Below are 13,219 nucleotides of genomic sequence, written 5' to 3'. Positions count from 1 at the left end.
CTGATACCGATATCACCCAGCATCAGCCTAAAATCTTTGCAATAACATCGAATCTAGAAAAGTCCCCAATCCTTTTAGCTAGAGGGATTCAAGCTAAAAAATAAATAAAAGCACAAGACTTTGAAAATATACTGTTATCTCCATTCAAAAACACTGCGATTTATCTCTTAACAAAAATAGTTTTACTAAAGAGCAATTCTACTCTTCAAATAAAGCGCAACAGCTGAATGGCAAGAGTGTAAAAAATAATTTTTTATAAATTTGCAAAAATACTTTTTATTAAATACAAAAAGTGTTGTTTTTATAACAATTGTGCTTATCTATATGATAAGTTATAATTTTTTAAGACTTATTTTATAATCTAGTAGATATGACCCTTGTGAAACCTTGTTCTTTGTTATGGGATAACCTATTCTAGAGAATCATTATTTTCATAAGAAATTATCGAATATTGAAAAAAAGAAAAAGAAAACTTTATATAACTTATTGTTTTTATAGATATTTTTATCACTCAATGCGTTTTTCTTCAAACTGATTTTATAGCAGAAGAGAATTTTATTTTAGAAGGCTGTCAACTCCATATGCCTTGGGGCGTTTTATGTGCCTTTTCAGCCTCAATTTTACGCTTTAAATGCAATTTTAAAAGTGGCAAAGTGGCTTCGACTTCTTCCATGTCGTTGAGGTTTTCAATAAGCTCTTGCAATTTTCCGTAAAGCTCTGCTGCCAATTCCGCAACATCTTCAGGAGAAAGTGTTATGTTTGCATCATGATATGTTGTATAAACTAAATGTCCAAGCTTTTTCATCAAACCAGCAGGAATTGCTTGCGGTTTTAAACCAGCCGCTTTCGCCTTTGCCCTATCCGAAAACATCTCGCCATGACCCGTTACAAGCCAATCTAATGAAACACCGCAAATTTCTTGATATTTGGAGAGTGCAGAGGCTGTAGGTTCACTGATACCTGTTTCATAAGTTCCTATAGAGCCAGCAGTGATACCAAGATGTTCAGCAAACTGCTTACGCTCTGTGAAACCAAGAGCGTGACGCACTTCACGAAAACGTTGTGCCAACTTAGTTTTAGGTTTTGCTTCCGGACGAGCCAAAAAATTACTCCAAAATCAATATAATTGTTGACTAAATAATTATATTGATTTATATCTATCGCTATTGCTCTTAAAAAAAGCAGTTATCACATACACAACCCCACAAAAACAGATGTTACAGCATCCGTTTAAGCAGGAGCGAAAATTATGACAATTACACAAAAAATGCGACCGCCATAGTGTTTTGCCAAGCCCCCACTCTCATATCCCTAAGCAAAACGCGTGAAACTTTACCAAATATCGACCCTCAGTGTCAAAAACATTTGGGCATCCTCTCATGAAAAAACAATACCCTGCCATGGACAATTATATATCCATCAAACAAAGTTCTTATCAGCTGCTCTCTCAAAAAACGTAGTCATATGTTTCACAGCAGTAAAAGCCTAATACGATTTTCTTCACTGCACGCTGTGCAATATACCATTGAAATCTTATTATAAAAATACGCAAATACACTTCTTATAGCTTTTATAAGATAAAAGGTTTATTAATGTCTAAAACTCAATATAAAAGAGGCAAAATAATTGCATTTCTACAAAAAGTGAGATTATCACGCATTCTCAAAAGCTGAACGTTTACAAATCATGCTTGCTTATTGTAGATATCAATGGCACTGATTTAGCTGTAATTGGCAATAGAGATTTCAGGATGTTTGGTGTATTGCCAAAATATTCTTCCTATGCGCAAATTAAAAGCCTTTTTGCAATGTATTTTAAATGCTATAAGTTCTACAATGAACGCATTGCCATCTATATTTACAATTGGGCTCTTCGAAATCTTGGAGTGATAAAGTTTTTAATATAGGCATTGATTTAAAAGTGTGTATTTTACAGAAAATTGATAAAACCATGAGGTTCGTATATATGGCAATTCTGAGTGATGATCGTGGAGTGATCCTTAAACAGACCAAAGCTGCACAGAAAACCGTAACGTGGAGGAATCTAACATGACCTCTTTATACGATAAGGAATTATCTGATACACTGGTTGGTCTTTATGACGACTATCAACGCGGTTTCGACATTGGAGAAGAGCTTAAATTGTGTGTAGATTTAGCTTTATCTCTTGAATTGGAACTCAGCATTCACCGTTTAAGTGAAACAGATGCGCTTTTAAAAAAAGAGATTGTGCAAACCTTGAATCGTCGCAGAAGTGCTCATTCCAATGAGGATGAAATTGATGCAATTTTTCGTATGGATTTTGAAAAACAAAAATAACCTCACATCCTCCCCGTATTATGATGAAAATGCTTTATTTTCTGCTGTATTTAAACCAAAAAACTTTTAAGAAACTTTAAAGTGTTGCGTCTTTACCTCCTTACAAAAAGTCCGATGAATTAAAGAAACGCATCACCCCCTTAATCATCATCAAAAAATAAAGAGTATTTTATAACAATACAAATTTATGCTTTCTTCATTAAACGTACAAACCTTAGTATTTGCCATCTCCTTTAAAGGCAAATGCGAAAGGCAATAATAAATGCGTAATAAACATGGCATATATTGATTACATATTTAAAGACAATTTAGTGTTTTTTATGTTTATAAAATAGCACAATGAACACCCCAATAAGCGCAACAATGCTTTGAAGAAAATATATCGATTGTGGTGATATGCTACTGCTATCGTTTGCCATAATGAGATAGACTCCGAGGATAAAGCATCCAGAGAGACCATTAAAACTTGCCTGCAATCTTCCCTGGTATTCAGGATCACAAGAGAGTTGCGATAAAGAAATTGAAAGAGCCCAACTCGAAAGTCCAAATCCAATCATAAAGTAAACAGGAAAAACAACAAAAATGTGTGTATTAACAGACAAAATAGCAAGTCCAATAGCCATAACAGCTAATAAAAATGCCAATGTTCTCCTTATGGATAAAACTTTACAAAGAAGTGGTGAAAGAAGTGCTCCTGTCAATACGCCCATAGAATAAAGCCCCTCAAATATTGCAAAGGTCCCACTATCCGTGCTTAATACCTCTTGTGTATAAGGGACAAGAATAACAGGGATGGTCATTAAAAGCGTCGTAATAATCATCTGGCTTACATAAGGCATAAAAAGAAATGAATTCTGCTTAAAATAATGAAGGGATTCTGTATAATTTTCCCACCAATTTTGCTTACTTTGATTTTTAGCTCTACGATTTTTAGGTACCCTCATTGCAAAATTAAATAAACCAGCAATGATAAAGAATATACCACCTATTAGAAGAGTTCCTTTTGTTCCTACACAGGCAAGTATAAATCCACTAAACCCCATACCGATGATCGTGCCAAGTTCATAGACCATATCAATGGTTGCATTTGCATTGATGAGTTGTTTTTTAGGAACAATACTTTGGATTAAAGGAACAGCTGATGGCATATAAAAAGAAATAAAAATACCTAACGAAGCAGATAAGATCATTAAATCAATTTCTATGCCAAAATACCCAAGCATTACCCAACCCATAATCACCAAACCTCTGGCAAGATTTGAAATAATAATCTGCGTTTTACGGTTATATTTATCTGCCAATATGCCCAAAATAGGTGCAAAAATAATACTCGGCATCCAGAGAAAGAACATCAAAAGCGCTACACCACGAATTGAATTCGTTTGACTGTAAGCAAGCCATGATAACGCAATATAATTTAGACCATTTCCAAATGTAGCAAATAAGCTACTCAGAGTAAAATAGAGAAAAATTTTATTCTCGAATAGAGCAGCACACTCTTTCAAATTTGCAATGAACATAAATCATTCCCTCATACACACATCATTCAGGATGTAGTATAACCACATTTAAGAACATATATTTAGCTCTTATTTTAGTTCATTAAATTTAAAGAAACAAAACTCCTCATTTTGTTCGTGCGTGATTAATTTTTTATGAAAAGAAACGCTCTAGATATCACATAGGGTAATCTTAACATACTGAAGATTCATAAATATTTCTATTCTCATTAAGAGTTACATTAGCACCGCGAATAGAACACTGTAGCGCTTCAATCAATTATTTTAACTTATAATAAAGACAAATCGAATAGGTGATCTCATTTTTATGATAGAGGATTTGGGATTAGTCATTTCCACAAGCAAGTTATAAATTTGATGCTCATAAAAAACATTCAAGGGGTAATTGCACCAGAAGTGAGACAATTTCTAGAAAAATATATAGAATCTCAGCGTGATTTGCGCAAAAATAATTGACTTTTAAAATGCATCATTTGAGGCAGAAGAAAAGGGAAATATCAACTCTATAGAAGAGGATAAAGAGCAGCTCCCATTCAACTTTCTTTTAGAATTCATACTTGACATAATGGACAAAGGAGAGCCTCTTTATACACAGTGCAATTCGTGAGGAGGACCACATCACATGCGACAGACCATTCAACCGCAAAATGAAAAATTTGATGGATTGGCTGATGATTATGATCGCTATCGTCCACGCTATCCCCTCAGCTTATTTAAAATCATGCTGCTTCCTTTTAAAGATAAAAAACATTTGTCCATTGTGGATGTAGGAGCTGGAACAGGCATCGCATTAGAGGGAATTGTTAAACTTCTAGGCAATGAACATCAATATCATGCGATCGATATCTCAGTAGATATGATTAAGCAGGGGAAAAGAAAATTTCCTTTTGTGCAGTGGTATCTCGGTAAAGCCGAAAGCCTACTGCCCCAAATCAGCAAGGTTGATCTTGTTATTGCGGCACAAGCGTTTCAGTGGATGGATCGCCCTCTATTGCTTAGCACTGTCTCAAGTCAACTTCGCGCTGGAGGCGTTATGGCTGTTATTCAAAACAATCGCGATTTTAAAAATAGTCAATTTCTAGCTGCTTATGAAACATTATTAGAGGAGATGAGTCCTCACTATTCCCGTTATTATCGTAATTTTGATTTTTTACAAGAAATGCGTGATGGCCTTGGAGTCAATCCAGAAAAGGTTGCTTTACATACACACACAATTGGATAATGACAATTCCCTCCGAAGCCTTTATGGGTATGAGCCGCTCTTCAACGCAAGCGCAACGCGCTATTGCCAGCCATGGAGAAAAATACTTACAGCAATTGGCTGCGCTGATAAAACAATATGAAATGCAGGGAAATTTGGAACTTTTGTATCAAAGTGAACTCTATATCTATATAAAATAATCTTACATCTATGATTCTCCTCATTATCTTTTAACGCATTATAATACCTTCAAAAAAACGAAGTCATCCCATCCAAATCGATTGTATAAAACGCTACCTAAAATTATACTAGCACGCCTCAATCTCAGACAATAAAATAATTTCTGCCTGGTAATGAGGAGTGTTGCCCGCTCAAAATCCAAGCTTATCACTGTAATGATCAAGAATACCCCACACCTTTGCATTAAACAGAGACACTCTTGAAAATACAAAAGATAACTCTCAAACGTAGCTGTGCTCATCAAGTGGCAAACTAACCTTTTATCGGAAAGGTTTCCGCAAGAACCCCAGCAAAATACCCGTCTTCTTCGCTACTCAAATTTCTGAAAATGAACTATCATTACAGTAATGTCAGCGTTCAACTTTATTATCATCCCCCTATCGAAACAACTTGACCTATCCAATAATAGATGTACTAACTGTTTATGAATGTGTGTACCGATTATAATATTGCGTGTTTTTAAGAGGTGCCAACATGGGGGAATGATGTGCGCAAACAGCTAATGTTTCGGTTTTATGGGCTTGTTGTTCTGCTTTATTTTTCTGATATGGTGCTCTTCTTAAGTAACCTTTGGAATGCTTATCGCATAACATCCTCATCGGTTTTTCTAGGGATAACCATGGCTTTGGGGACTCTTACACCCTATCTTTTGAAAAAAAGTGGTCTTGTACATATTAAAGCCTCGCTGCGATTGAGAGATTTATACAAAAGACGGATTGTCATCTATAGCCTTCTTTTGTTGATCGCTCTGTTTCATTATGTTGACTCCCCTTTGGGTTTTATTGCTGTTTCTATCTCTATTGGTTATCTCTCGTTGATCACCTTAAGTACGCTGGAAACTTATAATACTAAACTCGCGCTTAGTGGTTATATTAGCGCCCAAAAAGCTTCCCGCATTATGCAAACAGTGGTGCAGATTGGTGCCTTTTTAGGAGCGGCATTGAGTGGCTATCTCTTAGAAGCCACCAGCCCACGAGGAGCAGCAGCTGAAATCGGCTATAATGGTTTGATTGCAGCCATTTGTGTATTTGACATTATCATAAGCCTTGTGGCCGGATACATCATCTTTCGCGATGAATATAGTACCAAGTGCACTACAAATGGCTTGCCACCTGCCACCGATAAAGAACCAACGCTTATACCGCAAACAGATAAGCTTTCCCAAGAGCTTAAACTTTTATGCGTCTGCATAGGCCTTATTGGCTTTCACATTTGCGCCTATAATACATTGGCAACCATTCTTTTTCAGAGTGTGAAAGATTTTGGCTCTGAATATTATGGACTGTGCAGTGCAGTTGCGGGTGTGGGCGCTTTTTTGGCTGCTTTTATCAAAATCCCGCGCTTTGAATTCATCTTCCCAGCCCTGATATTGGGTTTAGCTGATCTTATTTTTAGCACCACACAATCACCTTATTTGGCTGTGGCCTTTTGCTTTTTTATTGGCTTTTCAATGAATACCATGCGGATTAACGCCCGCAAACATATGATTGAAGCAACAAAAACAGAAACTCAAGCAGAGCTGGTGGGAAGCTATAGTGGCATGCTTTATACGCTCTCCCAATCGGCGGGTTATGTTATTCTTGGTCTTCTTACAAGCTCTGCTCTTATGGGCCCCCAAGCAGCCATTTATCTCCTCCCCCTTATCGGGCTGATAATCTTTATCTATGTTCTTTTTCTTTCATTACAGCGGGCCCAAACATGAACAAAACCATTCTTATTGTCGACCCTTTCTCCACGGGTGCTCTCTATGCCCCTGCTTTGCAAAAATTGGGCTATACTTGTTACGGTGTTATCTCTCAACCAATTCCTTTTTCACGCTTTATGCTTTCTTATCAGGGTGAAGGCATGGCCGAAGCAAAACTTCATAGTATCGATGAGATAAAGCAACGCTTTCCTGTCGGCACAATAAAAGCTGTTATAGCAGGTGCAGAACGAGGTATTTACTGTGCAGAGCAATTGGCTGCTTATTATGGTTGTCCTGGAAATAACCCCTTGACTACCGATTGGAGACGGAAAAAAGCAGCAATGCAAAATCGTCTTTGTGAAAAGGGTTTATCTTATATTCGATCAAAGATTCTTACAAAAAACAATTGCACTCTCGATGATTTTGAAAGCCCCAGCGGCTATGTGATAAAGCCAAACAATTCTGCTGGAAGCGATGGTGTTTTGTTTTTCTCTAACCGTGAGGAAGTAGCGACATGGATCTCTGAGATTGATTGGACGCAGAAAAATATCTTTGGCACACCTAACGAGGCTTATTTGCTTCAAGAAAAATTGGAGGGTGAGGAATACATCGTAGATGCCATTGTAAAAGGAGAAGCTATAAAGATATGCGCTTTATCGCGATATAAAAAGGGTATCCATAATGGAAGTGCTTTTGTTTATGAATCGCTTGATGTGCTTGATGCTCAAGATCCTCTTTATGCCGCTCTTATCTCTTATGCAAAACAGTGTATTCGCGCAATGGGAATTGAATATGGGCCTGCGCATATGGAAATCATGCAAACCGCGCGTGGTCCAGTGATGATCGAAGTAGGGGCTCGCCTCCACGGAGGGATTGCACCTACTTTGTTTGCGCATTGTTATGAAGATGGCTTACTTGAAAGCTCCGTTAACCTTATTGCAGGCGTGTTTTCGCAAAAACCAAGTCGTTTTAAGAAAAAAGGGCGTATTATTTTTCTTATCAACAAGATTGATGGTCATATTATAAAAGATGTTAACCTGTGGAAGCAAAAACTTCACTCTTTGGGAAATGTGGTTCATTTTATGCTCTTTTTTAAAGAAAACGAGCCTATCCCCTTAACCATCGATTTAAATACCTGCCCAGCCATTATAGCAATTTTGGGAGAGAGTGATGATGAATTATCGACTCTGGAAAGGATAATTCATAGTAATTTTTTATAGAAAAAACATCAATTGGAAATAATAAAAAAAATTAACAAAATCAAAGAGCTTAAAACTCCCTCACCTTTATATACCCCCATTGATTTTATGATAAATGGCGGAGAGAGAGGGATTCGAACCCTCGATATGGTTTCCCATATACACGCGTTCCAGGCGTGCGCCTTCAACCACTCGGCCACCTCTCCAGAAGTCTTGCACTATACTCAGAAAGAAATAACGTGCAAGCCAAAATTATACATTCAAAACTTTAAAAACAAATTCATTTATTAAAATTAAAAGCTGATACCTTTTGAATAACGAGCACATCCTTTCTTTTTAAGAAAAAACTTTTCCCGTGGATAGTTATGTACAATGCAAGAATGGGAATAAAAAGTTTATCCCCAACCATAAATTTTCATGTTCACCTACACACCTTCTGCTTTATGAAAAAACATTGCTCTTAAATTGGCAGACGATCTATATTTTCTTCACAATGAAATAATTAAACATCTCTCGCTTATTCACACTGATTATACCAACAATAAATAGAATAAGAACGATATGAATTTCATTTTCAGAAAAATCATTTTCACCCCTCTCCCCTCCCCCAAGAATGAGAATTCTTAACCACGAAAAACCTGATTTAAAATTGCTTTCTCTTAAAATGAGAGCTATCTGCTTATCACTTTTATGTTTCACTTCATAGGCATAAGTTTTAATTTATAATGATAATTTATCACTATAAATATTAATATGTTGCCTATAATTGCTCTAAGATAATGAGTCATAATACTAAAGATCTAAAACCTTACACAATGAGTGTGTTTTTTCTTTCCACGTTCTTACCACTGTATATCCTTGCTCAGAGCGCGTACAGCCCGTGCAGTTTCACATTGTAGTGCTTTTTGTGCTAAAATTTTCATCTCTTCGAAACTATGACTCTGTAAACACGCCTTTACTGAAGAAATATCGCAAGATATCATAGAAAGCTCATTAATTCCCAACCCAGTCAAAATCATCGCACCAAAAGGATCTCCAGCGACACCCCCACATACACTAACCCAACATTGATGTTGTGCTGCTCCCTGAATAGTCTGATAAATCATACGCAAAACTGCTGGATCAAGGCTATCCGCTTCAGACACAAGATACGGATTTTGCCGATCAACTGCCATTGTATACTGTGTTAAATCGTTGGTTCCAATTGAGAAAAAATCAACATGAGCGCTCAACACATCTGCCATAATGGCTGCTGCTGGAACTTCAATCATAATACCAAGTTTTAATTTGGGTGCATCAATATCATTGCGGATTTCTTCTGCAATCTTTTTTATAGTAACGATCTCTGAAACAGACATCACCATTGGAAACACAATCCATAGATCTCCGCCCTCTTTTGCGGCTCGATACAAAGCACGTAATTGAGGAACCAAAAGATCACGCCGACGTAATAAAAGCCGCGTTCCTCGAACACCTAAAAAAGGATTATCTTCTTTAGATAAATGTAAATGCGTAACCTGTTTATCCCCACCAATATCGAGTGCACGAATAATTAATGGCTTATCTCCTACAGCTGCAATCATCGCCCGATATATATCAAATTGGACCTCTTCATCCGGAATATGTGGATTCTCTAAAAATAAAAATTCTGTGCGCATGAGTCCAATACCTTCAGCCCCCAAATCAAAGGCAACAGGAACCTGATTTGCATAATTGGCATTAGCCATGATACGAATTCTTTGACCATCTGTCGTTTGCACTGGTAATCGAGACGCGCTTATCTCACTAACACGTTTTTGCGCAACACTATCAATATGTCTTTGAGCATCTTCAATATCTTCAAGCGTAGGGTTAAAATAAATGAATCCGTTATCACCATCAATAATAGCTTGAATATCAGACTGAACCGCTAAAATATCATCACCTACAGCAACAACCATCGGAATACCAAGAGTACGCGCTAAAATAGCTGTATGAGAGAGTGGACCTCCCCATGCTGTTACTAATCCTTTTACTTTTGTACCATCAAGTTGTGCAACATCAGAAGGAGAAAGATCATTTGTAACCAGAATAACACCACTTGGAATATCATTTAAAAAGAAGGATCTATAGGATGGATTTATTTCACCTAAAACACGACGACCAACATCAATTAAATTAACCGCACGTGCTGCTAACAAAGGATTATCCACCTTAGAAAACATATCTGAAAATTGCCGAACCGCTCTATCCCAAGACCAAGCAACACCATGACCTTCTGCTATAAAACGACAAGCTTGAGCTATCAGATTTTCATCTTCAAGCAAAACCATTTGCGCAGAAAAAATTGCAGCAGAATTCGCTCCCATACGCACCGTAATATCAGAAATTACCGATGCCAATTTATGTTTTGTTTTTGTAAGAGCATTTTCAAGACATGCTACACCAACTGCAAAATCAATTGGCTGGTCTATTATGGAAATATCATTTTGCCTTAGAACAAAAATCTTACCAAATGCTAACCCCGAACTTGCTCCAACACCAGAAATGCCTTTTTGTATGAAACGTGGATACCAACCATGAAAAGTCTCTTTTTGAGATTCCATCTCTCTCACCACGCATTTTTCACTAATACTCACCTTTTTTACAACAGAAATGGCATCCTGAAGAAGTTGTGCTCCTTCTGCAGCATCTGTAGAAAAAATCAGAACATCACCGTTTTTTGCACCTAATTGCAATAAACCAACCAAATTTTTCATTTCAACGGCATATTGACCATGGCGAACTCTGATAGAATTTTGAATCCTTTTTGCAAAATCAACCCAGAGAGAAGCTGGTCGTGCATGTAGACCACTTGGATAATCTAAAGTCCATTCCTGACACATCGAAAGATCACCAATTAAAGTTTTTTCTTTCTTTATATCCTGATAAAATAAAGTTGTAACAATTTGCCGTTTGTCCGTAGTTGTCGCAAGTACTTCAAGTTGTTTTTTATCAAATAAAAGAGACGTCAATTTTCTGCAAATTTCTCTATAACGATCTGGACACGCTGCAATGGCAATAATCAAATATGCTTTCTTTCCATCTTGCCACTCAACACCAGCTGGAACCTGTATAACAGCAACAGCATCTTTGATGATTAAATCACAATTTTCAACCAAACCATGAGGAATGGCTATACCATTCCCAAGCCAAGTATTCGTTATTTCTTCACGTGCAAGCATGCTGTCCAGATAGCATCTGTCAACAGCGCCAACCTGTACAAGCAACTCAGCAGCAGCATAAATCGCATCATTTTTATGATTAAAAGCAGCCGCAAGTTGTACAGATTTCATAGACAAGATTTCACTCTCAGTAAAATCTATATTCATTGCTTCTGCTTTCTCAAATCCCATCATGAATTCAAACTACCTCACATTTGAATACAAGTGCCCCTGATAAATTTCACTTCAAAGTCACATTTTTAAAAATACAAGATGTGCACAACATCATGACTTTTTGTTTTACGCAATTCAATAAAACTAACTGAGGTAATTAAATACCTCAATATAACCGATAAAATAATTGGATATTATAATCCCGCGGGTAGCTTAAACCATCATAAGCAAATCTAACTCTTAACTTTTACTTTACAAAGACAAAACCTCAAATTTTACAGCCCCAATCACCTGAAAAACTATGTCTTAAAACGCTCTCTTCAGCCAAAGTTATTCAACATAACTTGTCATTATTCTCCCTTTAAGAAAGCATCCTCCTCAATCACTTGTAACTCAGCTAACATTTTGACTCTTCCTTCAAGTTGATTTAACTTTCCGTGTCCCTCTTATCAATTTATTACATCATCAAAAATTGTTTCATGCAACTTACTATCTTTAAAATTCTGTGCGGATCACCCTACGATACTCATCCATCAATTATATGACATTAATATATTTTAAGCTAATCCTTTGCTTCAATCAATATCGCAAACACATAATACTCTCTGATACGCATTTGCAAAGAACGCACATCCTCTAAACACGATCATCAAGCAATAAAACTAAGAAAAGCTCTATAAATAATCTTACTTTCTAGACATTTCGACAAATGAGATAAATAAAGCACAAAACTTAAAAACAATTACTGTCTTGACCCTTATGCTGATTTATTTTCAACTATATACAATAAAGAGTGCAATTAGAACTAAATACTCTCGAAGATAGCTGACTGCACATCGACTGTTTTTATATCTTCAGTCCTCCTTCAAAATATAATTTCACTCTCAATTGCTGGAGCGCTTTAATACATATTTCCTTTAAAGCAGCTTTAATCATTCAGTCTTATGGTTTTTTATCCCTCTTTTTTAAAAGAACGATCCCACCTGCCCCATCACCAGCACACGTGCTCATGAAAAGATTCATCTTTATCAAAATGATTGTATTAAATTTCTCAATAATTTTCCAAAAATAAATTGTCTCTGTCTATAAATAAATCACTCAGCACTTCTTCATGCATAAAAAGAAAGTAAATTCTTCTCACTCTTATCATACACAAATTTATCAAAAAATTATATCGTAATATCAATACCTTCAATGCAAACACAACACAGCACAATTTTTTTCCTCATGGAAAAAATTCATTTACCCAATTCTACCTTTTTCATTTTTCGTATACTTTCTAGATTCATCATAGTACCAACGCAAAAAGGGAAAGATAGAATGTTATCTTTCCCTTTTAATGCTTATGAATGCTTAAAAACTACAACCGAATTCAATGAATTTCCAAAATCTAATGAAACCCCAATTGACTGCTAGAGAAAATGTTACAGATTACTCTGCGGCCTCCACCATAGGGATAACTGAAACATAGGAACGGTTACCTGCTTTCCGTTGAAAAGAAACCCTTCCTTTTGATAAAGCAAAAAGCGTATGATCTTTTCCCATGCCAACATTGTCACCAGCATGCCAACGTGTACCACGCTGACGAATGATAATATTCCCAGCAATAACGGTTTCACCACCAAATTTTTTAACGCCTAGACGTTTCGATTCTGAATCGCGACCATTACGCGAGGAACCACCAGCTTTTTTATGTGCCAT

7 protein-coding genes, 1 tRNA gene and 1 pseudogene are annotated in these 13,219 nt (G+C 36.5%); 4 read left to right on the top strand and 5 right to left on the bottom strand.

Annotated features, from left to right (window positions below):
- Positions 1–571: 571 nt before the first annotated feature.
- The gene (locus D1092_RS00165) at positions 572–1,102 is read right to left on the bottom strand and encodes a helix-turn-helix domain-containing protein (RefSeq protein WP_120121650.1); all 531 of its coding nucleotides are present in this window, start codon (positions 1,100–1,102) and stop codon (positions 572–574) included.
- 946 nt (positions 1,103–2,048) lie between these two features.
- On the opposite strand from D1092_RS00165, the gene D1092_RS00155 reads away from it, so the two are divergent.
- Positions 2,049–2,318: a hypothetical protein gene (locus D1092_RS00155; RefSeq protein WP_120121649.1), complete on the top strand. Its 270-nt coding sequence runs from the start codon at positions 2,049–2,051 to the stop codon at positions 2,316–2,318.
- A gap of 308 nt (positions 2,319–2,626) precedes the next feature.
- Here D1092_RS00155 and D1092_RS00150 read toward each other — a convergent pair whose 3' ends face one another.
- Complete coding sequence (locus D1092_RS00150; RefSeq protein ID WP_120121648.1) at positions 2,627–3,838, bottom strand: MFS transporter; 1,212 nt, start codon at positions 3,836–3,838, stop codon at positions 2,627–2,629.
- Positions 3,839–4,460: 622 nt separating this feature from the next.
- Between D1092_RS00150 and D1092_RS00145 the strand changes: the two are divergent.
- The 3 genes and pseudogenes from D1092_RS00145 (at position 4,461) to D1092_RS00135 (ending at position 8,183) form a co-directional block, all read left to right on the top strand.
- Positions 4,461–5,239: pseudogene (locus tag D1092_RS00145) on the top strand (class I SAM-dependent methyltransferase).
- A gap of 527 nt (positions 5,240–5,766) precedes the next feature.
- The gene (locus tag D1092_RS00140) at positions 5,767–6,981 is read left to right on the top strand and encodes an MFS transporter (RefSeq protein ID WP_241436137.1); all 1,215 of its coding nucleotides are present in this window, start codon (positions 5,767–5,769) and stop codon (positions 6,979–6,981) included.
- Positions 6,978–8,183 carry an ATP-grasp domain-containing protein gene (locus D1092_RS00135; RefSeq protein WP_120121646.1) on the top strand — a complete coding sequence of 402 codons (1,206 nt, stop codon included), beginning with the start codon at positions 6,978–6,980 and terminating at the stop codon, positions 8,181–8,183. Before D1092_RS00140 ends, D1092_RS00135 begins: the two co-directional genes overlap by 4 nt.
- Before the next feature lie 95 nt (positions 8,184–8,278).
- On the opposite strand, the gene D1092_RS00130 is transcribed toward D1092_RS00135, so the two are convergent.
- The 3 genes from D1092_RS00130 to rpmA all read right to left on the bottom strand — a co-directional run bounded on the left by D1092_RS00130 (position 8,279) and on the right by rpmA (position 13,219).
- Positions 8,279–8,368, bottom strand: a tRNA-Ser gene (locus tag D1092_RS00130).
- A 636-nt stretch (positions 8,369–9,004) separates the two neighbouring features.
- Positions 9,005–11,539: a phosphoenolpyruvate--protein phosphotransferase gene (gene ptsP / locus D1092_RS00125; RefSeq protein WP_120121644.1), complete on the bottom strand. Its 2,535-nt coding sequence runs from the start codon at positions 11,537–11,539 to the stop codon at positions 9,005–9,007.
- A 1,410-nt stretch (positions 11,540–12,949) separates the two neighbouring features.
- Positions 12,950–13,219, bottom strand: a complete 270-nt coding sequence (gene rpmA, locus D1092_RS00120; protein ID WP_120121643.1) for a 50S ribosomal protein L27 — start codon at positions 13,217–13,219, stop codon at positions 12,950–12,952.

Source organism: Bartonella krasnovii (genome assembly GCF_003606345.3).
Classification (GTDB): domain Bacteria; phylum Pseudomonadota; class Alphaproteobacteria; order Rhizobiales; family Rhizobiaceae; genus Bartonella; species Bartonella krasnovii.
Note: the sequence above shows the minus strand (reverse complement) of the source record. Positions and strands in the feature narration are given on the sequence as shown.

Coding starts and splice junctions, on each gene's coding strand:
- D1092_RS00135 (WP_120121646.1), top strand. CDS start 6,978: ATGAACAAAACCATTCTTATTGTCGACCCTTTCTCCACGGGTGCTCTC.
- D1092_RS00150 (WP_120121648.1), bottom strand. CDS start 3,838: ATGTTCATTGCAAATTTGAAAGAGTGTGCTGCTCTATTCGAGAATAAA.
- ptsP (WP_120121644.1), bottom strand. CDS start 11,539: ATGATGGGATTTGAGAAAGCAGAAGCAATGAATATAGATTTTACTGAG.
- D1092_RS00155 (WP_120121649.1), top strand. CDS start 2,049: ATGACCTCTTTATACGATAAGGAATTATCTGATACACTGGTTGGTCTT.
- rpmA (WP_120121643.1), bottom strand. CDS start 13,219: ATGGCACATAAAAAAGCTGGTGGTTCCTCGCGTAATGGTCGCGATTCA.